Below are 20,740 nucleotides of genomic sequence, written 5' to 3'. Positions count from 1 at the left end.
TTCTGAAATACAGCTGGAGGCCGCAAAAACGCAGCCACTGGTGGTAGTCCCTAGGGGAGTCGAACCCCTCTCTCCAGAATGAAAATCTGGCGTCCTAACCGATAGACGAAGGGACCACATCGCCGCCCGGGGACGGTGACATTGTCAGCAGACAAGTTGAAAGCCTCGCGGGTGGTAGTCCCTAGGGGAGTCGAACCCCTCTCTCCAGAATGAAAATCTGGCGTCCTAACCGATAGACGAAGGGACCACGGCCCCGCGAGGAAGCGGGTGTATAGCTGCGCCCTTTGGGGTGCGCAACCCGCAGCCAAGCATTTTTTCGGTTCGCCCACAGACGCAGCCAGCGCCTCGCGAAAAGCCGTTCGCGCTCAATAGGCGCGCGGGTCGGCGGCGTCCTCGATCTCCAGCTGGACACCGTTGCGGCCGTTATAGTCATCGGGCTTCAGCTTGCCGGCGACGTGCAGGGCGCCACCGCCCGACAGCAGCCGGCGGCCAAGGTCGGTTTCGGCGCTACGCCAGGAAATCGCCTTCAAACGCTCACCCGTGGGGCCCACCAGATCCATCTTCACGTGGCCGCCCTTCAGCGCCATGACCCGGTCTGCGCGAACACCGGTCAGGGCGAACATCGGCTCGGGGTTGCCTGGGCCGAACGGCGCCAGGCGCTGGAAATCCTCGTAGAGCGCGCGGTCGGCGCCGCGCGGCTGGACCAGGGCGTCGATCTCGACGGCTTCGGGGCCTACGGCCTCCATCTCGCCGGCCAGTCGCTCTTCCAGAAAGGCGCGCAGTTCGGGGATGGAATCGGGGCGGATCGACAGACCCGCCGCCATGGCGTGGCCGCCGCCCGACATCAGCAGCCCTTGCTCGAAAGCAGCCTGGATGGCCACGCCCAGATTGACGCCGGGCTGCGAGCGCCCCGAGCCCTTGCCGACATTGGCGGCGCGGTCGATGCCGATGACCACCACCGGCTTGCGGTAGCGCTCGCGCAGGCGGCCAGCGACGATGCCGATGACACCGGGGTGCCACCCCTCCCCGGCCACCACGATCACCGGCGCGTCGAGATTGAAATTGCTGCCGCGCTCAAGAATGGCGGCAGCCTCCTCGACCACGCCAGCCTCGACGACCTTGCGTTCGGTGTTGAGGGCGTCGAGCTCCTCGGCCAGCATCCGAGCTTCTTCGGGATCATCCGTAGACAGAAGGCGCGCGCCGAGATCTGAGCGGCCGATTCGGCCGCCGGCATTGATGCGCGGGCCCAGGATGAAACCGGCATGGAACACCGATGCCGGGCCGGAGCCCTTGCCGACCTCGAACAGAGCCTTCAGCCCCGGATTGCCCCAGTTACACATGGTCCGCAGGCCAAGCGTCGTCAGGGCGCGATTGAAGCCAACCAACTGGGTGACGTCGCAGACCTCGCCCATCGCCACCAGATCCAGCCACTGGCGCAGATCCGGCTGCGGACGATCGTCGGTGAACAGGCCGCGCTTGCGGGCCTCGCGATTGAGGGCGGCAAGCAGCACGAAGGTCACGCCGGCAGCGGCCAGAACGCCCTGCCCGCTCTGGCAGCCCGGACGGTTGGGATTGACCACGGCGGCAGCGGCCGGCGGGTCCTCGCGCATCAGGTGGTGGTCGATCACGACGACCTCCAGTCCGATGGTGGCGGCGCTGGCGATGGCGTCATAGGCCGCTGCGCCGCAATCCAGCGTCACGACAAGCTCGGCGCCGGTGTCCCGGATGGTCTTGAAGGCCGCCGGGCTGGGGCCATAGCCCTCGGTCAGGCGGTCTGGAATGTAGATCGGCAGCTCGACGCCCATATGGCGGAACCACCGCACCAGCTGGGCGGCGCTGGTGGCGCCATCCACATCATAGTCAGCGAACACCATGGTCGGCCGCCCGGCCTCCAACGCGTCGATCAGGATCTCGGCGGCCCGGTCCATGTCGGTGAAGCTGGAGGGATCGGGAAACAGCGCCTTCAAGGTGGGCCGCAGATAGTCCTCTGCTCCGTCCGCGCCCACGCCCCGCGCGGCCAGAGCGCGCGCCAGGGGTTCGGACAGACCATGAAGCTGCTGATGGCTTCGCGCCGCCGCCGGATCGCCCGGCCGCTCTCGCCAGGCCCGGCCGCTCAGCGAGCGCGAGACGCCGAGGAAGTGATCCTGATCGATGGGCGCACGACCGTCGGCCATGGCTAGACGATCCTGAGCTTGGGAGCTGTACACATCGCAGGAGCCTATCCGTTTCCGGGGATTCGCTCCATGATCCCGGCGACTCAGTCTCGGTCGCTTAGGCCGAGACCAGATCGACTTCGTTGGCCGAGCCCAGCACCACCGGCACACGCTGATGCAGCCTGGTGGGTTGCAGGTCGAGAATGGCCGTCTTGCCGTCGGTCGCCTTGCCGCCCGCACGCTCGACGATCAGGGCCATGGGATTGGCTTCGTAGAGCAGGCGCAACTTGCCGGGCTTGTCTGGCTCGCGGGCGTCCCACGGGTACAGGAAGATGCCCCCGCGCATCAGGATGCGGTGAACATCGGCCACCATTGAGGCGACCCAGCGCATGTTGAAGTTCTTGCCGCGCGGACCGTCCTTGCCCTGCAGACAGTCGTCGATATAGCGGCGCACTGGCTCGGCCCAGTGGCGCTGGTTGGACATGTTGATCGCGAACTCGGCGGTGTCTGCGTTGATAGACACGGTTTCGTGTGTCAGAAGCCAGTCGCCCTCGGCGCTCATCGTGAAGCCGAACACGCCCTTGGAAAGGGTCAGCACCAGCATGGTCTGCGGGCCATAGACGACATACCCGGCGGCGACCTGCTGGCGGCCCGACAGCAGGAAATCAGCTTCGGTCGCCTCGCGGCCTTCCGGCGCAGGCAGGATCGAGAAGATCGTGCCGACCGAGACGTTGACGTCGATATTGCTGGAGCCGTCCAGAGGATCGAAGGTCACCAGGAAGCCGCCCGCGCGGCCCGTGGTCTCGATCTCTTCCAGTTCCTCGGACGCAAGGCCGGCCACGGCGGGGCAAGCCTTCAGGGCGTCGCGCAGGATGTCGTTGGTGATGATGTCGAGCTTCTTCTGCTCTTCATCCTGGACATTGACCTGACCGGCCGCGCCCAAGCTGCCCGAGATGGCGCCCGAGGCCACGACATTGCTGATCTGGATACAGGCCTTGGCGATAGCGGCGACCACGTCCTTGACCGCTACGTCGGCGGTCTGCTCGGCGGCCAGGTGGTCGGCGAGAGTCTTCAGCGTGGTCATTCAGCGTCTCGAAAAGTTTGATGGATTCGTCGGGACCTTAGACGCCGGGTCGTGACGATCCTACACCCGGCGCTTCATTCGCACTTCGCGGACCGTACCCGTCGAAGAATTCATCACCAGGGTGTGGGTGTGCACAAAGCCGTCCCTGTAGGTGACACCATCAAGCAGATTGCCCCAGGTCACGCCGGTGGCGGCGAAGATCGCGTCGGCGCGGACGATGTCGTGCAGGTCGTACTTCTTGTCGAGCTCGGTAATGCCCCACTTGGCGGCGCGGGCGCGCTCGTCGGCGTTGCGGAACAGCAGGCGCCCCTGAAATTGACCGCCGACGCACTTCAGCGCCGCGCAGGCCAGCACGCCCTCGGGCGCCCCGCCTGAGCCCACATAGAGGTCGATGCCGGTCGAGGGATCGGTGGTGCTGATGACGCCGGCGACATCGCCGTCCGTGATCAGATAGACCCGCGCGCCGACCGAGCGGAGGCTGGCGATGATCTCGGCGTGGCGCGGACGGTCCAGGACGCAGACGGTGATCTGCGACGCTGGGACGCCCTTGGCGGCGGCGATGGCCTGGACGTTTTCGGCGGGCGTCTTGTCCAGATCGATCACAGCAGCCGGCAGACCCGGCCCGCAGGCGATCTTGTCCATATAGGTGTCGGGGGCGTTGAGCAGCGTGCCCTTGGGGGCCCAGGCCATCACGGCCAAGGCGTTGGGCATGGCCTTGGCGGCCAGGGTCGTGCCTTCCAGAGGATCCAGAGCGATGTCGATGGCCGGGCCCTTGCCCGTACCGACCTTCTCGCCAATATAGAGCATGGGCGCTTCGTCGCGCTCGCCCTCGCCGATTACGATCTCGCCGTCGATGGCCAGCTCGTTGAGCGCGTTGCGCATGGCATCGACGGCGGCCTGGTCGGCGGCGATCTCGTCCCCGCGCCCGACCATGGTCCAGGACGCGATTGCGGCGGCTTCGGTAACGCGGACAGCGTCCAGGACCAGCGAGCGGTCCAGGGTCTTCGAACTCATCAACGTCTCCCAGCCTTGTCAGGCTAAATCTTCGCCGCTTTTCGCGGTTCTCAGATGCGCGCGACGCGCAAAAGGCGGGGACGCTCTAGCACAGCGCGAAGTTTTTCGATGCGGCTAATCGCGTCGAGAAGATTGGATTCGGGAGTCGCATGGGTAACGAGCACGATCGGCACCCCGCCCGCGCCTTCGACAGGCTTTTGCAGGAAACTGTCGATCGAGACGCCGCATTCGGCCAGGGTCTCGGAGATCGCGGCGATGGCGCCGGGCTCGTCTCGCACCATGATCCGCAGATAGGCCTTGCCCACCGTTCGGCTGGGATCGACCGGGACGAAGGGCTTCAGGTCGCCGGCCGGGGCCTGGAAAACTGGACGCACGGCGCCGGTCATCACGTCGGCGATGTCGGCGGCCACGGCGGCGGCGGTTGGACCAGCGCCGGCGCCCGGACCCTGCACGAAGATCCGGCCAACGCGGCGGCCTTCGATGAACAACGCGTTGAGCGCCCCGCCGGCCTGGGCCAGCGGATGCTCTAGCGGGGCCAGTGAGGGATGCACCTTCACCGCCACGCCGTCTTCCGTGCGCGACGCCGAGGCAACCAACTTGATCCGGTAGCCCAGATCCTTGGCCAGCTTGATGTCGAGCAGCTCGACAGCTTCGATGCCCTCGATCTCTGCGGCGGCGAAATTGGGCGCGCAGCCGAAGGCCAGGGCGGCCAGGATGGTGATCTTGTGGCCGGCGTCGAAGCCGCCGACGTCCATGGTCGGATCGGCCTCGGCATAGCCCAGAACCTGCGCCTCGCGCAGCACATCGGCGAACGAGCGGCCGGTCTTCTCCATCTCGCTGAGGATGAAGTTGCAGGTGCCGTTGAGGATACCGGCCACGGAGTCGATATCGTCTCCGACCATCGCCTCGCGCATCATCTTCACGGCTGGCACGCCGCCCATGACCGCCGCTTCGAACAGCAGCGGCACGCCTTGGGCCTCGGCCAGGGCGGCCAGTTCAGCGCCATGTTCGGCGATCAGGGCCTTGTTGGCGGTGACGACGGGCTTGCCGGCCTTGAGAGCCGTCTCGACGGCGGCCTTGGCCGGACCGTCCGAGCCGCCGACCAGTTCGACGAACAGGTCAATGTCCGGTGAACCGGCCAAGGCGACAGGGTCGTCGAACCAGGTCAGGCCCGAGATATCGATGGCGCGCGGTCGCGACTTCGAGCGCGCCGAAACGGCGGTGACCACGGCGCGGTCGCCGGCCGGCGCGAAGTTGGGGCGATCGGCCAGGAACTGCAGCAGGCCACCACCAACCGTGCCGAGGCCGGCGACGCCGACGCGCCAGGTTTTGTTCGTCATCTTGGAATCCTAAGCGTGAAACCGGTCCCTAGACCGGCTCCACCGAATTGTGGTGCTTGGCCAGGATGGCGTCGGCGTTGGTGATGAATTTCTTCACGTTGCGCGCGGCCTGACGGATGCGGTGCTCGTTTTCGACCAGGCCGATGCGGACATAGCCCTCACCGTACTCGCCAAAGCCGACGCCCGGCGCCACGGCGACGCCGGCCTCCTCGATCAGCAGCTTGGAGAACACCATCGAGCCCGCCTCGCGATAGGCCTCCGGGATCTTGGCCCAGGCGAACATCGAGGCTGGCGGGTTGGGTATGTCCCAGCCGGCGCGGGCCATGGACGACACCAGGGTGTCGCGGCGGCCCTTGTAGATGGCGCGGATTTCATCGACGCAGTCCTGCGGTCCGTTCAGCGCGGCGGCGGCGGCCACCTGCACCGGCGTATAGGCGCCGTAGTCCAGATAGGACTTCACCCGGGCCAGGGCGGCGCAGATGCGGGCGTTGCCGACCACCATCCCGACGCGCCAGCCAGCCATGGCGTAGGTCTTGGACAGCGAATTGACCTCGACGGCGATGTCCTTGGAGCCGTCGACTTGCAGGATCGACGGCGGCGGGTTGTTCTCGAAATAGATCTCGCCATAGGCCACGTCGCTGATCACCAGCAGATCGTGCTTCTTGGCCAGGGCGACGGCGTCCTTGTAGAAATCCAGATCCACCGACTGGGCGGTCGGGTTGGACGGATAGGACAGGATCAGGACGCTGGGCGGCGGCACCGAGTGCTTCACCGCGCGGCTGATGTTGGAGAGGTAGTCTTCCGGCGTCAGGGCCGGCACGTGACGAATGACGCCGCCGGCCATGATGAAACCGAAGGCGTGGATCGGATAGGCAGGGTTCGGACAGATAATCACGTCGCCCGGCGCGGTCAGGGCCTGGGCCAGGTTGGCGAAGCCCTCCTTCGAGCCCAGGGTCGAGATCACCTCGGTGTCGGGATTGAGCTTCACGCCGAAGCGGCGGTCGTAATAGCCGGCCATCGCCTTGCGCAGACCCGGAATGCCCTTGGAGGCAGAGTAGCGGCCGGCCTTGGGATCGCGGGCCGTTTCGATCAGCTTGTCGACGATATGCTGAGGGGTCGGCATGTCGGGATTGCCCATGCCGAAGTCGATGATGTCGGTGCCCTCGGCGCGCAGACGCGCCTTGATCTTGTTGACCTCTTCGAAGACGTAGGGCGGCAGGCGTCGGATACGATGAAAATCGGTGGTCATTTCTGGCTCAATGCGCCGCTCCGGCGCGTCGGGAGCAAAAGTCGGGCATGGATAGACCCCAAGCGGGGCGCAGCCAAGCCAGTTCAAGGAAGATTATGCCTTCGTCGGCCTATTTAGGCTGCGACGAAGGCGCGCTAGCTCGGCCACGCGCCGCCGCTGCGAAGGCTTCGGTATTGGCCCGGTCGGCTTCGGTGGGCGCGCCGAAGTCGGGAGCCTTGGCGGCTGCGCGGGCGCGGGCAGCGTAGCCTTCCGTGTCGGTGAGCTTGAAGGTTTCCGGCGCTGCGTCGCGACGCAGCTTGGCGGCGGCGCGCTGTTCGGCTTCCACGACGGCCTTGATCCGTGCCGGGCCGCGCACATCCGTGGGGATGGCGGGGATGTCGGCGAAGGTCGGTCGACGGCCCTTGTAGCGGGCCGCCGCGCTGGCCTGTTCGGCGATCGGAGAGGTCGGATCGACCTTCGCGGTCTTGAACGGCGAGACGCAACCCGTCACGGCCGTGGCCGTGAGAGCGATAAGCACGCCGAGACGTACGATTTTGCCTGTTGCGCCGTTCATCTTGTCTCCGGTCTTATGCGATGATCGCGACGAACAAAAGGCCGAGCGTCAGGTAACTGACGAGGCGGCAAGAAAAGAAGCGGGAAGAACCAGCATGGCTACGGCGAAAACACCCCCCAAGCCGCGCAAGACCGTTGCTCCAAAGGCGAAATCGGCCTCGCCGAAGCCCAAGGCCGCCGCCAAGCCCGCGGCCCCGCCGCCTGAACCGCCTCCCCGTGCGGAGGCGCCCAAGCCTCGGGTCGAATCGACAAGCGGCGCCGGGGTTCCCCCGACGGCGCAGCAGATGCCGAATTTGGAGGCGATGATATCGCCAGACCAGCGTCAGATGCTGGAGACACTATCGGCCAATCTGGCCCGCGCCGCCGTTACGGCCCAAGGCGCCATCGCCGAGGCTGCCCTGCGCCAGGCCGATCGACCGGCCGCCCTCAACGCCGATCCCTTCCATGTTGCGCCCGCCATGAACGAGGTAATGTCGCGCCTCGCCGCCCAACCCGACCGGATGCTGCGCGCCCAGGCCGACCTCTTCAGCCGCTACATGGACCTTTGGCAATCGGCCGCCCGCCGCGCCGTCGGCGAGGAGACCAAGCCCGTTGTCGCCCCGGCCAGCGGCGACAAGCGCTTCAACGACCCCGACTGGGCCTCCAACCCGATGTTCGACATGATGAAGCAGTCCTATCTGCTGACGTCGAACTGGCTGAACGGGCTGGTGTCCGACGTCGAGGGTGTCGATCCGGCCAACAAGCGCCGGGTCGAGTTCTTTACCAAGATGCTGACCGACGCCTTCTCGCCGTCGAACTTCCTGATCTCCAATCCCGCCGCCCTGCGCGAGGTGATGCAGACCAATGGCGAGAGCCTGGTGCGTGGCATGGAAAACTTCGCCGCCGATCTGGATCGCGGCGGCGGCCAGCTGGCGATCAGCCAGACCGATCTAGAGAAGTTCAAGGTCGGCGAAAATGTCGCCACCGCGCCCGGCAAAGTCGTCTACCAGAACGACATTCTGCAACTGCTGCAGTTCGACGCCACCACCGAGCAGGTCCACGAGATCCCGCTGCTGATCTTCCCGCCGTGGATCAACAAGTTTTACATCATGGACCTGCGCCCCGAAAATTCGATGATCCGTTGGCTGAGCAGCCAAGGCTTCACGGTATTTGTGGCCTCCTGGGTCAATCCCGACGAAAAGCTCGCGGGCAAAACCTTCGAAGATTACATGCTGGAAGGCATCTATGACGCGACCCAGCAGGTCATGACCCAGACCGGCGTCGATAGGGTCAACACCGTCGGCTACTGCATCGGCGGCACCCTGCTGTCCTGCGCCCTCGCCCACATGGCAGCCAAGGGCGACAAGCGGATCAATTCCACCACCTTCTTCGCCGCCCAGCAGGACTTCGCCGAGGCCGGCGACCTGCTGCTGTTCACCAACGAGGAATGGCTGCAGTCGATCGAGCGGCAGATGGACGCGACCGGCGGCTTCCTGCCCAGCCAGTCGATGGCCGACACCTTCAACAGCCTGCGCGGCAACGACCTGATCTGGTCGTTCTTCATCAGCAACTATCTGATGGGCAAGGAGCCCCGGCCCTTCGACCTGCTGTTCTGGAACGCCGACCAGACCCGCATGCCCAAGTCGCTGCACATGTTCTATCTGCGCAACTTCTACAAGGACAACGCGCTGACCAGCGGCGCCCTGACCCTGGGCGGCGAGAAGCTGGACCTGTCGAAGGTGAAGACCCCGATCTACGTCCAGTCCTCAAGGGACGACCACATCGCCCCCTATCGCAGCGTCTATCGTGGGGCGCGGGCCTTCGGCGGGCCGGTGACCTTCACCATGGCCGGCTCGGGCCATATCGCCGGCGTGATCAACCATCCGGACGCCAGCAAGTATCAACACTGGACCAATGAGAGCCTGCCCGGCTCGGTCGAAAACTGGATCTCCGGCGCGGAGGAGCATCCGGGCTCGTGGTGGCCGCACTGGGCGCAATGGCTGCGCGGCAAGTCGGGCGCCCTGATCCCGGCGCGGGATCCCGCCAAGGGCAAGCTCAAGCCACTGGAAGATGCGCCCGGCAGCTATGTACGGGTAAGATCCAACACCTGATCGTCAAAAAGAGCGTTCGGCGGACCCTGTTCGCCCAAAACTCGCCCGGATCATAGTGGAGCTTCCCGCCATGTCCGCGATCAGCCGCCGAACCACACTGGGAATGATTCTCGCCGCGCCGGCGTTCGGCGCTTCGGCGCAGACACGCGACGGCGCCGCACTGGCGATGGCGGCGCGCGAGCAGATCGGCGTGACCAAGGCCTATGACGCCAGTTATCGGGCCATCGCCTATCCGCTGGGCGATGTGCTGCGCACCACGGGCGTTTGCGCCGACGTGCTGGTGCGCGCCGCTCGCGACGCCTGGCAGATCGATCTGCAGCAGCGCGTTCACGAGGACATGGTCCGCAACTTCGGCGCCTATCCTTCCAGCAAGACCTGGGGCCTGAAGAGGCCGGACGCCAATATCGATCACCGACGGGTGCTGAACCTGGAGACCTATCTGGAACGCCAGGGCGCCCTGCGGGCTCGCATAGCCAAGCGAGCCGCCGGCGACAGCTTCGACGAGCTGCGCGCCGGCGACATCCTGACCTGGCGCGTCTGGGGCGACCGTCCTCACCTCGGCATCGTAGCGCGCGGCCCTGACAGCGTGCGCGTCGTGCACAATATCGGCTTCGGAACCAAGGAAGAGCCGCTGTGGATGTTCAAGCTCCACGCCGCCGTGGCCCACTACCGCTGGCGGGCGTAGGCCTGCGGCGAGGCCCTCACAGACCCGCCGTCTCCTCCAAACCCAGGACCAGATTAAGGTTCTGTACGGCGGCGCCCGACGCGCCCTTGCCCAGATTGTCGAGCAGGGCCACGAGGCGCGCCTGACCGCTGGTGTCGGAGCCGAACACGAAGATCTTCAGATAGTTGGTGCCGTTCAAGCCTTCGGGATCGAGTGTGGTCAGCGACTTGGCCTCGTCCAGCGAGGCGACCTCGACGAAGTGTTCGCCCTTGTAGTGAGCGGCATAGGCGGCGTGGATATCGCCCAGAAAACGGCCTTCGTTCAGTGTCGCCATGTGCAACGGCAGCTCGACCAGCATACCTTGGGCATAGCGGCCTACAGCCGGCGTGAAGATCGGCCGGGTCAGCAGGCCGCCGTGCTTCTGGATCTCGGGCATGTGCTTGTGCGACAGGCCCAGGGAGTAGATCCGGTATGGGACGCTGGTGAAGTTGGCCGCAGACTCGTCCTCGAACTCGGCGATCATCGCCTTGCCGCCGCCGGTGTAGCCCGACACCGCATTGAACGAGACCGGCAACTCAGGCGGCAGGATGCCTGCAGAGATCAGCGGCCGGGTCAGGGCGATGGCACCGGTGGAATAGCAGCCCGGGTTAGAGATGCGCTTGGAGGCGGCGATCTTGCACCGTTGCTCACCGTCCAGTTCGGGAAAGCCAAACGCCCAGTCGGGATCGGTGCGATAGGCGCTTGAGGCGTCGATCACCTTCACGTCCGGATTGTCGATCAGGCCCACGGCCTCCCTGGAGGCCTCGTCGGGCAAACACAGGATCACCGCGTCGGCGCCGTTCAGCATAGCGGCGCGGGCGGCCGGGTCCTTGCGCTTGTCGGGATCGATCGAGATCAGCTGAAGATCGGTGCGGCCGACCAGGCGCTCGCGGATCTGCAGACCCGTGGTGCCGACTTCGCCATCGATAAAGACCTTGGGCGTCATGCTGTCCTCCAATCAATCCAGACAAAAGGCATTCGACGCGTGACGGCCGCCGAAACCTGCGTCCAATTTCGGCTGTCACGCTAAGCGAACAAAGAAAAGGGCGCTCCGGTTTCCCGAAGCGCCCCAATCCAAACGCGTGAAATCGCGTTTAGCGCTTCGAGAACTGGAAGCTACGGCGGGCCTTGGCCTTGCCGTACTTCTTACGCTCGACCACGCGGCTGTCGCGCGTCAGGAAGCCGTGCGGCTTCAGAACGGGACGCAGCGAGGGTTCATAGTAGGTCAGGGCCTTGGACAGGCCGTGGCGCACGGCGCCGGCCTGGCCCGAGAGGCCTGAACCTTCAACGGTGACGACGACATCGAACTGGCCCAGGCGGTCGGTGACCTGCAGGGGCTGAGCGATCATCATGCGCAGAACCGGACGAGCGAAGTAAACTTCCTGGTCGCGGCCGTTGATGGTGATGGTGCCCTTGCCAGGCTTGATCCAAACGCGAGCGATCGCGTTCTTGCGCTTGCCGGTCGCATAGGCGCGGCCTTGGGCGTCGATCTTCTGGACGGCCGGGGCGGCCGCTTCCGGGTTGCTGGACAGGCTGGCCAGCGCGTCAAAGCCTTGAGCTTCGGACATGACTTAGGCGCTCCGGGTGTTTTTGGCATTGCGCGAGGCGAAATCGATCGCTTCCGGGCTCTGCGCTTGGTGCGGGTGCTCACCGTTGTTGTAGATGAGCAGGTGCGTCAGCTGCTTGCGAGCCAGCGGGCTCTCCTTGGGCAGCATGCGCTCGACGGCCTTTTCGAGGACGCGCTCCGGGAAGCGGCCTTCCAGCAGCTTGCGCGGGGTGGTCGACTTGACGCCGCCCGGGTGACCGGTGTGGCGATAGTAGATCTTGTCGTCCATCTTCTTGCCGGTGAACTTCACCTTGTCGGCGTTGATCACGACGACGAAGTCGCCGCAGTCAACGTTCGGGGTGTAGTCGGGACGATGCTTGCCGCGAAGACGCATGGCGATGAACGTCGCCAGACGACCGACAACGGCGTCCTGAGCGTCGACCACGATCCACTTCTTCTCGACCTCGGCGGGCTTCAAAGAAGCCGTGGTCTTTTGCATGGGATTGATCCGTATTCCTTGTGCGTCAGAAGCCAAAGGAGCGGCTCCGTCTGCGTGAGGGGCGGCAGGTACAGGAGGGTTCGCGGCCTGTCAACAATGCGCGCGCAAGAAACTCGACAAACCCTTACAGCATAAGGGTTTGCGTGATGTGGTATCATAATACCATATTCTGAAGCGTCATCGGGGCGTCATGCAAGGCGGGCATAGGGCGGACATAGCCCGGAGCCTTGTCCCATGACCTTTTCGCGTCGCGCCTTCATCGCCTCGGCCGCCACGAGCTTGGCCTTCACGGGTTTCAGCGCCCGGGCCCAGGACGGAGAGGCTCCGTCCTACGCCTATCTCAATGAGGTCGAAGGCTACGGCCCCCTGCTCTCTGATCCCAAGGGCATGCTGGAACTGCCATCGGGCTTTTCCTATCGGGTGATCAGCCAGGCCGGCGAGACCATGGCTGATGGCTTCCTGGTGCCCGGCGCCTTCGATGGCATGGGCTGCTTCGACATCGGCGGCGGCAAGGTCGCCTTGGTCCGCAACCACGAGCTGGGGCCGCGCGCCTTCGACTACGGCGCCTTTGGCCTCGGCGGCAGACTGGCCGACCGGCTGCCCAAGGACCGGGCCTATGATTATAGCGACACCGGTCTTCCGCTGGCGGGCGGCACGACCACGATGATCTATGACCTCAAGAGCGGTCAGACCGTCAGCCAGCATCTCAGCTTGGCCGGCACGGCGGTGAACTGCGCCGGCGGCATTACGCCCTGGGGATCGTGGCTGACCTGCGAGGAAACCACCCTCACCGCTGGCCTCGAGATCGGCAAGGACCACGGCTACGTCTTCGAAGTGCCCAGCACGGCCAAGGGCCTGGTCGACCCCACGCCGCTGAAGGCGATGGGACGGTTCAAGCACGAAGCCGCCTGCATCGATCCGCGCACCGGCGTCGTCTACATGACCGAGGACCTTCAGGACGGCCTCTTCTATCGCTTCCTGCCGAACGACCGCCGCAACCTCGCGGCAGGCGGCAAGCTGCAGGCCCTGGGCTTCGTCGGCGTGGCCGAGGACGCCGACAGCCGCAACCAGGAAGGTGGCGAGAACATCCAGCCGGGCGCCTGGAAGGATGCTCGCTGGATCGACGTCGACGGCGTCGACAATCCCTACGACGACCTGCGCATGCGCGGTCACGCCAAGGGCGCGGCCTTCTTCGCCCGCGGCGAAGGCCTGTGGTGGGGTCAGGGGGAACTCTATTTCACCGCCACCTCGGGCGGCGCGGCCGGCGCGGGCCAGATCTTCCGCTATGTGCCCAGCGCCAACGAGGGTCAGACCGGCGAGACCGACCAGCCGGGCCGCCTGCAGCTGTTCGTCGAGAGCAAGAACGAGAGCGTTCTGGACTATGCCGACAACATCACGGTTTCGCCCCTGGGCCACATCGTGGTATGCGAGGACCGCTACTCTGAGACCAAACCCAACCACATCAAGGTGGTGACGCCGGCCGGCAAGGTCTTCACCCTGGCGCGCAACGTCTTCCGTGGGAACGCCGAGTTTGCCGGAGCCTGTTTCTCGCCGGACGGCCAAATCTTGTTCGTCAATGTGCAGTGGCCGGGCATCACCCTCGCGATCACCGGCCCGTGGGCGACAGTGAAGGTCTAGGGACGCCGCACGCGCCAGGCGAAGGCGGTGGCGACGGCTAGCAGGACGGCCGCTCCCGCCTGATGCAACACGCCCAGCGATACGGGCACGTGGGCCATCAGGGTCCAGACGCCCAGGCCTGCCTGAAGGGTTACGACAATCGCCACCGCAAGCCCCGCCGCCTTGGCGCGGCCCGGCAGGTGACGCGCGCGCTGGGTCAGGACGCCGATCGCGATCCCGGCCGCGACCAGGGCGTAGGCTACCAGCCGATGGTTGAACTGAACCGCGCCCTGACTGTGAGCCAGCGTGCCCCAGAAGCCCTTGCCGACATAGGCGTCTGGCAGGAAGGCGCCGTTCATCAGCGGCCAGTCGTTATAGACGAGCCCCGCGTCGTTGCCGGCGACCAGGGCGCCCAGCAGGCTCTGGAAGAACACCGCGCCCAAGAAGGCCAGAGCCCAGCCCCGCCACGCCGACCGCTCCTCGATCCGAGGCGAGCCGAACCACGCATCAAGGGCCGTCCAGATCAGGATCACGAACAGGGCCAGGGCCAGGCCCAAGTGAACCATCAGGCGCTCTGGCGCCACCGAGACCCGCTCCGAGAGGCCGCTGGAGACCATCCACCAGCCGACCAGGCCCTGCAGCCCGCCCAGCAGCAGCATCACCGCGCAGCGCCAGATCAGGCGGCGTGGGATCATCCGCCGGATCAGGAAAAAGGCGAACGGAATGGCAAACACCATCCCGACAAGCCGGCCAAGCAGCCGGTGCCCCCACTCCCACCAGAAGATGGTCTTATAGGCCTCCAGCGTCATGCCAGCATTGACCAGCCTGTACTGCGGAATCTCTTTGTAGAGCTCGAAATTAGCCCTCCACGCGGCTTCCGACATCGGCGGCAGCGCACCCATGATCGGCTTCCACTGCGTGATCGACAGGCCGGAATCGGTCAGGCGCGTCGCCCCACCGACGATGACCATGGCAAAGACGAGGGCCGCCACGACAAACAGCCAGATGGCGACGGGACGGGAACGGTCGGAACGCAGGAAGGACGTCATGGGGACGGAACAAGCGCCTGTTCGGGGCCGAAATGGGGCGAGCGAACACCTACTCCCAAGCCTTGCCGTCGTCCATGCCTTCAAGTGCCCCACATGACGCACGCCCGGCTTCGTGCGAAGATCGCCGCACGGACCGCGAGTCCGGCCTGGAGGACCTGATGAGTGGAGTTGGAGTGTTCGCCACGGCGGTGATCGGTATTTTCGCCGGCTGGATCGCCGACCTCGTTCTGGGGCGTCGCCACTCCCTGTTCGTCAAGCTGCTGATCGGCGTCATCGGCTCGTTCATCGGCGTCTTCATCGCCCAACGCCTGGACCTGCCATTCGCGGGCTTCTGGGGCGGGCTGCTGGTCTCCAGCGTCGGCGCCGTTCTATTTCTGGCCGTGCTCGGCCTCGTCATCCGGAGACCCGCTTGAGCGTTCCTCTCATTCCCGCCCGCCCCCTTATTCCGGCGAGGGTGCGTAAATTGATCGGCGGCCTGGGCATCATGGTCTTCCTGACCGCCTATGTGGCCATCGCCACGACCCTGTACGACTACCTGCCGGACAACCGCGCGGTGCATCTGCTGTATTTCGCCGTCGTCGGCCTAGCCTGGGGCCTGCCGCTGATGCCGCTGATGTCGTGGATGGGCAAGGCCGACAAGCCGGTCATTCGCTGAGCCCCAGCCGGAATCGAAAAAGGCCGCCCCGTAGGGCGGCCTTTCCGTTCTTCCGTTTATTCCCTTGCGGAAATGGTCGGAGCGACAGGATTTGAACCTGCGACCCCTTGACCCCCAGTCAAGTGCGCTACCAGGCTGCGCCACGCTCCGACGGAAGAGGCGCTCTTATAGGCGCCGCTCCGGGGCTCTGCAACCGCTATTCCGGGTGAATTTCGAGGGGCCTCAAGGACGCTTCAAAAGCCCGTCCAGACGCGCCTTGACCAACTCCAGATCGCCCAGGGCAAAGGCCAGTCGATCACGCGCCTCGTCGGCCAGCTCGAAGCCGTGCGAGGGTTCGATTACCCGGGCGACGTCGGCGTCCAGCATGGCTGAGCCGTTGGAGCCCAGGCCGGCTGCGATCACGTGAGACAGGCCCTGGTCGCGATGCAGCTTCTGCACCCCCTTGATGGTCAGGCCTTCGCCGTGCAGCAGCACCCGCACGCCGTTCAGGACGGCGATGTCCTGAGGGCGATAGAATCGCCGCCCGCCGGCCCGCTTCATGGGGCGAATGAACGAGAACTTGGTTTCCCAGAAGCGCAGGACATGCTGCGGCACGCCAAGCTCTTCAGCGGCTTCGGAGATCGTGCGGAAGGCGTTGGGTCCCTTCGCCACCGCGTGTGTGCCTAGCCGCCGAGGGCGCGGTCGATGCGCGCCTTCATGACCTGCGAGGCGCGGAAACCGATCACCCGGCGGGGCTCGATCTCGGCCGGCTCGCCGGTCTTGGGGTTGCGTCCCATGCGGGCCCGCTTGTCTCGGACTTGAAAGACGCCAAAGCCCGAGAGCTTGACCGTCTCGCCGCCCTCGAGCGCCTCGGCCACCAGATCGAGCGTGCGCTCGACCAGACCCGCGCAATCCTGCCGGGTCAGACCAACCTCTTCGTGGACCGCCTCGCAGAGGTCGGCCCGGGTCAATGTCGCGCCTTTCATGACGCCCCCTACGCGCTTTGGAGGGTTCCGGAGGAACCGCACCAGATTGAAAAACTTGGCCCACTCAAACGAAGGTCGTCGCCTTCACCCGGCGAACGCTGACGTTTAGCTCTGACTGCATGCCGCGATTATCGCATGAAGTCAAAGCCTCAAGGGCGAGACTTCACACCCGCAAGCCGATGGCCACCGTGCGTCAGAGGCGCAGAAGACAGGCGCCCCAGGTCAAGCCGCCGCCCATGGCTTCCAAGAGCAGAAGTTGACCCGGCTTGATGCGGCCGTCGGCAACGCCATGCGCGAAGGCTAGGGGAATCGAGGCGGCCGAGGTATTGGCGTGGATGGCGACGGTCGAGATGACCTTATCTTCGTCCAGCCCGACCCGGTGGGCGACGCCCGCCAGAATCCGCTGGTTGGCCTGGTGCGGGATGAACCAGTCGACGTCGGCGATGGCGACGCCCGCCGAATTGGCCGCTGCGTGGATCGCTTCGGAAATGTTGATCACGGCGTGCTTGAAGACCTGGTTGCCCAGCATCCTCAGCTTGCCCACCGTGCCGGTGCTCGACGGGCCGCCATCGACATAGAGCAGGTCCTGCTTGGTCCCGTCGGCGCGCAGGGCGAAGCTCAGCACGCCTTGGTCGTCCGTAGTCCCCTGCCCTTCGCGTGGCTCCAGCACGACCGCGCCGGCGCCGTCGCCGAACAGCACGCAGGTGCCGCGGTCGGACCAGTCCATCAGGCGCGTCATGGTCTCGGCGCCGATGACAAGGGCGCATTTGGAATGGCCGCGCGCCACGAAGCCGTCGGCGACGCTCAGCGCATAGACGAAGCCCGAGCAGACGGCCTGGATGTCGAAGGCGATGCCGATCGGCGCGCCCAGCTTGCGCTGCACGATGGTGGCCGTAGCGGGAAAGGTCAGGTCGGGCGTGGTGGTGGCGACGATGATCAGGTCGACGTCGGCTGCGGTCTTGCCTGCGGCTTCAAGCGCCGACCTTGCCGCCTCCAGCGCCAAGTCCGACACCGCCTGATCCTCGGCGGCCTGATGGCGCTGACGGATGCCGGTGCGCTCGACGATCCACTCGTCGCTGGTGTCGACGAACTTGGCCAGGTCGCTATTGGTGACGATATTGGGCGGCAGATAGGCGCCAACGCCGGTGACCGCGCTGCGGACTACGCTCACTCACTTACTCCATCACGCTCGACGCCGGCGGGGGTCGCCCCCTCCTTGACGCCGCTTGGGGTCGCCGAAGCGGTCAAGCGCTTCAGGTTTCGATCTATTTCGGCCGTGAAGTCGCTGCGCGCCAGATCAGTGGCCACACGTATCGCAGAGGCGAAGCCGTTGGCGTCGGCGCCGCCATGACTTTTGACCACGATGCCGTTCAAACCCAGCAGCGGCCCACCGTTGACCCGGCCCGGATCCAGCCGCGCGCGCATCTTCTTCAACGCGCCGGAGGCGATCAGCGCGCCCAGCATGGCCAGAGGGCCCGATGTGAGGGTCGATTTGATCTCACTCGAGAAGAACCGCGCCAGACCCTCGGCGGTCTTCAGCGCCACATTGCCGGTGAAGCCGTCCGTGACGACGACATCGACTGTGCCATAGGCGATATCGGTGCCCTCGACGAAGCCGCGATAGTCGAAGTCAAGCTGGGTTGCCTTGAGGATGGCGTGGGCTTCCCGCACCTCCTCGTGGCCCTTCTGATCTTCCGAACCGACATTGAGCAGGCCCACCGTTGGGCGCGTTGAGCCATGCACCGCATGATGGAAAGCCGCGCCCATGATCGCGAACTCGACCAGTTGCTCAGCGTCGCTCTCGACATTGGCCCCGACGTCCAGCACCGCCGTGATGCCCTTCATGGTCGGCCAGCTGGCGACGATGGCGGGCCGCTCAAGATCGGCGCCCATACGCAGGATCAGCTTGGAGATCGCCATCAGCGCGCCGGTGTTGCCCGCGGAGACGCAGGCCTGAGCCTCACCATTGCGCAGCGACTCGACGGCGTTCCACAGGCTGGAACCCTTGCCCCGACGCATGGCCTGGGCGGGCTTCTCGTCCATGGCGATGCACTTGTCGGTATGCCGAACCTCGCTGACGGCCCTGGCGGCCGGCGCCTTGGCCAGTTCGGCGTTCAGCCTGGCTTCGTCGCCATGCAGCAGGAAACGCACGTCAGGCAGCATCGAGACGGCCTTGGCCACCCCTGGAACGACGATGGACGGGCCGTGATCGCCGCCCATGGCGTCGATGGAAATGACAATGTTCTTGGACACGTTGGCGCTTTTAGCTCCTGGGACGCGCGCATGACTATCACGCAAGCGCGGCGAGTCGGACCCGTTTAGTCCGAATCGCCCTTGGACTTCAGCGTCTTGAGCGCCGAGAAGGGTGAGATTTCCGCCGTCGGCAAAGGGTTCTCGAACACTGCGCCGGGCTTGCGGGGGAAGGGATCCAGCTCAAGAGCCAGATGCTCCAGAACATAGCCGGAAACGTCGATAACGTCGTCTTCCAGCACATCCGGCGGATCGTCGGCTTCCGGGTCCATGCCCAGTTCGCCGCCCTCGTCAGCCGGCGCGTGCTCGCTGTCGGCGGGGATGACGTGGACGGTGAACCGCGCCTCGATGGCTTCTTCGAAATCGTCGGCGGAAACGCTGCAGACCTGGATCACACGGGCGCTCAGACGGCCGGAGACTTCGGCGCCATCCATCCAGGAGCGCAAATAGACTTCGGCCGAGAACTCTTCCAGACGCACCAGGCCCAGCTGCTTGGCGATGGCCTTGCGCTGCTCGGCGTTGGGCTCGAGCTTGAAGCTGATATCGCTTCGGTCGACGCGACCCAGCCGAATCTCACAGGGCCAGGGCGTATTTACGGGTTCGGCCATCGCGCCTCTCCTTGCAGCAGGGCGTCCAGCGACTGGCTGGCCAGGCTTTCCCGCGCGACGACGACATAGGCCGTCAAGGCCTCAACATCGCCTTCGCCGCGTTCTTCCAGAACGGTGCGTCCGATCATCTCGAACAGGGCGGTACGATCCGGCAGCGAGGCGGCGGCCTCGTCGAACGCTTTTAGGCGGCCATAGAAGGCCCCGGCCAGCTTCTTCATTTTCTTGCCGACCGCCGTATCCGAAACGCCGATCTCGCGGAAAGCGTCGTCCAGGCCGCGCACATAGGCGTCAAACGTCGCCTGCGAGGTCTCGGCGGCGAGGTCGCCCTGCCCCTTCAGTCGCTCCAGCAAAAGCACGACGTGCAGTGTGAAAAGCTCGAATCGGCCTTCCAGCGAGTCGCAGACGCCCATCCTCGAGTACAGAGGCGCGGATCGCGCCTGGGCGACGGCCGACGCATATAGCTTGGCCCCCGCCGCCTTGGCGGGCCTGGGTTTCAGCAGCCGATCCAGAATCATTCAACGCCTCTATTTCGCCGCGACCCGGAACTAGATGAGCTACCGGTCCACGCGGGCCATTGAACTAAGCCCCTGCGGGCGATAGGTCAAAGTCCAGCATTTTTCCGGTTCCGGAGCCTACATGTTTCGTCCCGCCGTTTTCGTCGCCGCCGCCCTCGGCCTGTCAGCCGTTGTGTCCGGCTGCACGCCGCTGACGAGCTATTCCGGCTTTCAGGCCATTGAGGCCAAGCCCGTCGACATGAAGGTGGGCGAAGACAGCAAGTCCACCTTGATGGAGAAGCTGGGTTCGCCCTCGACCATTTCGACCTTCGACCCCAACACTTGGTACTACGTGTCCCAGACCACGGACCGGGTGGCCTTCTACAAGCCGCGCGTGATCAAGCGCGACGTCGTGGCCATCAAGTTCAACCCGGCTGACGAAAAGGTCGCCTCGGTCAACACCTTCACCCTGAAGGACGGCAAGGTCATCGCCTATAACGGTCGCGAGACTCCGACCCGCGGTCGCGAGATGACCATCCTCGAACAACTGCTCGGCAACGTCGGTCGCGGCGGCATGCTGCCCAATGACGACGACAACGCTCCCGGCAGCCGTCCCGGCGATCGTCGCTAGGCTTCACCACACTGAGAAGATTTCGAAAGGCCGCGCTCTTGCCGAGTGCGGCCTTTTTCGTGCGTCACGACGGTCGAAAATCTCTAAGAGGCTGACCCGAAATGAAGTTGGGTGATTTCAGGCACTTGTGATTCTGTTGGAGATGCGAACCAACAACGGAATTTGACATGTGGACCGAAATCACCCGGCGCAAGCATGCCCGAAAGAGCCTGCGGTATTCAAGCGATCTGACGGACGAGGA

General features: G+C 65.3%; 22 protein-coding genes and 3 tRNA genes. 6 read left to right on the top strand and 19 right to left on the bottom strand.

The genetic code is table 11. The features are described from left to right. Positions 1-41 precede the first annotated feature (41 nt). From ACP69S_RS20000 to ACP69S_RS19965, 8 genes are all read right to left on the bottom strand, one after another. Positions 42-116, bottom strand: a tRNA-Glu gene (locus tag ACP69S_RS20000). 56 nt (positions 117-172) lie between these two features. Next, positions 173-247, bottom strand: a tRNA-Glu gene (locus ACP69S_RS19995). A 118-nt stretch (positions 248-365) separates the two neighbouring features. Continuing rightward, positions 366-2,174, bottom strand: a complete 1,809-nt coding sequence (recJ, locus tag ACP69S_RS19990) for a single-stranded-DNA-specific exonuclease RecJ (protein WP_426000249.1) — start codon at positions 2,172-2,174, stop codon at positions 366-368. A 97-nt stretch (positions 2,175-2,271) separates the two neighbouring features. Continuing rightward, the gene (locus ACP69S_RS19985) at positions 2,272-3,237 is read right to left on the bottom strand and encodes a class 1 fructose-bisphosphatase (protein ID WP_426000247.1); all 966 of its coding nucleotides are present in this window, start codon (positions 3,235-3,237) and stop codon (positions 2,272-2,274) included. Positions 3,238-3,297: 60 nt separating this feature from the next. Continuing rightward, positions 3,298-4,251, bottom strand: a complete 954-nt coding sequence (gene glpX / locus ACP69S_RS19980) for a class II fructose-bisphosphatase (RefSeq protein ID WP_426000245.1) — start codon at positions 4,249-4,251, stop codon at positions 3,298-3,300. Between the two features lie 50 nt (positions 4,252-4,301). Then, the gene (locus ACP69S_RS19975; protein ID WP_426000243.1) at positions 4,302-5,591 is read right to left on the bottom strand and encodes a homoserine dehydrogenase; all 1,290 of its coding nucleotides are present in this window, start codon (positions 5,589-5,591) and stop codon (positions 4,302-4,304) included. Positions 5,592-5,619: 28 nt separating this feature from the next. Continuing rightward, entirely contained in the window at positions 5,620-6,840 is a 1,221-nt protein-coding gene (locus tag ACP69S_RS19970; protein WP_426000241.1) for an LL-diaminopimelate aminotransferase, read from the bottom strand. A 109-nt stretch (positions 6,841-6,949) separates the two neighbouring features. Next, a complete protein-coding gene (locus ACP69S_RS19965; protein WP_426000239.1) occupies positions 6,950-7,393 on the bottom strand; it encodes a hypothetical protein in 444 nt (147 codons plus the stop codon). Positions 7,394-7,487: 94 nt separating this feature from the next. Between ACP69S_RS19965 and ACP69S_RS19960 the strand changes: the two genes are divergently transcribed. Continuing rightward, entirely contained in the window at positions 7,488-9,482 is a 1,995-nt protein-coding gene (locus ACP69S_RS19960; RefSeq protein ID WP_426000237.1) for a class I poly(R)-hydroxyalkanoic acid synthase, read from the top strand. 70 nt (positions 9,483-9,552) lie between these two features. Continuing rightward, positions 9,553-10,167 carry a DUF1287 domain-containing protein gene (locus ACP69S_RS19955; protein WP_426000235.1) on the top strand — a complete coding sequence of 205 codons (615 nt, stop codon included), beginning with the start codon at positions 9,553-9,555 and terminating at the stop codon, positions 10,165-10,167. 16 nt (positions 10,168-10,183) lie between these two features. On the opposite strand, the gene argC is transcribed toward ACP69S_RS19955, so the two are convergent. From argC to rplM, 3 genes are all read right to left on the bottom strand, one after another. Further along, positions 10,184-11,131 (bottom strand): N-acetyl-gamma-glutamyl-phosphate reductase, encoded by a 948-nt coding sequence (gene argC, locus ACP69S_RS19950; protein WP_426000233.1) that lies wholly within the window; start codon positions 11,129-11,131, stop codon positions 10,184-10,186. A gap of 148 nt (positions 11,132-11,279) precedes the next feature. Further along, positions 11,280-11,753, bottom strand: coding sequence for a 30S ribosomal protein S9 (gene rpsI / locus ACP69S_RS19945; RefSeq protein WP_099445853.1), 474 nt, complete (start codon positions 11,751-11,753; stop codon positions 11,280-11,282). Positions 11,754-11,756: 3 nt separating this feature from the next. Further along, positions 11,757-12,230 (bottom strand): 50S ribosomal protein L13, encoded by a 474-nt coding sequence (gene rplM, locus ACP69S_RS19940; protein ID WP_426000230.1) that lies wholly within the window; start codon positions 12,228-12,230, stop codon positions 11,757-11,759. A gap of 234 nt (positions 12,231-12,464) precedes the next feature. Here rplM and ACP69S_RS19935 point away from each other — a divergent pair, with 234 nt between their 5' ends. Continuing rightward, complete coding sequence (locus ACP69S_RS19935; RefSeq protein WP_426000229.1) at positions 12,465-13,868, top strand: alkaline phosphatase PhoX; 1,404 nt, start codon at positions 12,465-12,467, stop codon at positions 13,866-13,868. On the opposite strand, the gene ACP69S_RS19930 is transcribed toward ACP69S_RS19935, so the two are convergent. Beyond that, entirely contained in the window at positions 13,865-14,896 is a 1,032-nt protein-coding gene (locus tag ACP69S_RS19930) for a COX15/CtaA family protein (RefSeq protein WP_426000227.1), read from the bottom strand. The genes ACP69S_RS19935 and ACP69S_RS19930 overlap by 4 nt on opposite strands. 158 nt (positions 14,897-15,054) lie before the next feature. Here ACP69S_RS19930 and ACP69S_RS19925 point away from each other — a divergent pair, with 158 nt between their 5' ends. Then, positions 15,055-15,309, top strand: a complete 255-nt coding sequence (locus tag ACP69S_RS19925) for a GlsB/YeaQ/YmgE family stress response membrane protein (RefSeq protein WP_426000225.1) — start codon at positions 15,055-15,057, stop codon at positions 15,307-15,309. Beyond that, positions 15,306-15,551: a DUF2842 domain-containing protein gene (locus tag ACP69S_RS19920; protein ID WP_426000223.1), complete on the top strand. Its 246-nt coding sequence runs from the start codon at positions 15,306-15,308 to the stop codon at positions 15,549-15,551. The genes ACP69S_RS19925 and ACP69S_RS19920 overlap by 4 nt, the downstream gene beginning before the upstream one ends. A gap of 73 nt (positions 15,552-15,624) precedes the next feature. On the opposite strand, the gene ACP69S_RS19915 is transcribed toward ACP69S_RS19920, so the two are convergent. The 7 genes from ACP69S_RS19915 to ACP69S_RS19885 form a co-directional block, all read right to left on the bottom strand. Further along, positions 15,625-15,701, bottom strand: a tRNA-Pro gene (locus ACP69S_RS19915). Positions 15,702-15,773: 72 nt separating this feature from the next. Then, entirely contained in the window at positions 15,774-16,202 is a 429-nt protein-coding gene (locus ACP69S_RS19910) for a MerR family transcriptional regulator (protein ID WP_426000221.1), read from the bottom strand. Positions 16,203-16,213: 11 nt separating this feature from the next. Further along, complete coding sequence (locus ACP69S_RS19905; protein WP_426000219.1) at positions 16,214-16,558, bottom strand: integration host factor subunit alpha; 345 nt, start codon at positions 16,556-16,558, stop codon at positions 16,214-16,216. Between the two features lie 151 nt (positions 16,559-16,709). After that, positions 16,710-17,687, bottom strand: a complete 978-nt coding sequence (locus ACP69S_RS19900; RefSeq protein WP_426000217.1) for a beta-ketoacyl-ACP synthase III — start codon at positions 17,685-17,687, stop codon at positions 16,710-16,712. Beyond that, positions 17,684-18,769, bottom strand: a complete 1,086-nt coding sequence (plsX, locus tag ACP69S_RS19895; RefSeq protein ID WP_426000215.1) for a phosphate acyltransferase PlsX — start codon at positions 18,767-18,769, stop codon at positions 17,684-17,686. Before plsX ends, ACP69S_RS19900 begins: the two co-directional genes overlap by 4 nt. A gap of 65 nt (positions 18,770-18,834) precedes the next feature. After that, positions 18,835-19,374 (bottom strand): YceD family protein, encoded by a 540-nt coding sequence (locus ACP69S_RS19890; RefSeq protein WP_426000213.1) that lies wholly within the window; start codon positions 19,372-19,374, stop codon positions 18,835-18,837. After that, complete coding sequence (locus ACP69S_RS19885) at positions 19,359-19,889, bottom strand: ubiquinol-cytochrome C chaperone family protein (RefSeq protein WP_426000211.1); 531 nt, start codon at positions 19,887-19,889, stop codon at positions 19,359-19,361. Before ACP69S_RS19885 ends, ACP69S_RS19890 begins: the two co-directional genes overlap by 16 nt. 121 nt (positions 19,890-20,010) lie before the next feature. Here ACP69S_RS19885 and ACP69S_RS19880 point away from each other — a divergent pair, with 121 nt between their 5' ends. Then, the gene (locus ACP69S_RS19880) at positions 20,011-20,499 is read left to right on the top strand and encodes an outer membrane protein assembly factor BamE (RefSeq protein ID WP_426000209.1); all 489 of its coding nucleotides are present in this window, start codon (positions 20,011-20,013) and stop codon (positions 20,497-20,499) included. Positions 20,500-20,740 lie beyond the last annotated feature (241 nt).

The sequence above is a fragment of the Caulobacter sp. DWR1-3-2b1 genome, assembly GCF_049895765.1.
In the GTDB taxonomy this organism is placed as follows: Bacteria; Pseudomonadota; Alphaproteobacteria; order Caulobacterales; family Caulobacteraceae; genus Caulobacter.
This window is presented reverse-complemented; position numbering and strand designations above follow the sequence as displayed.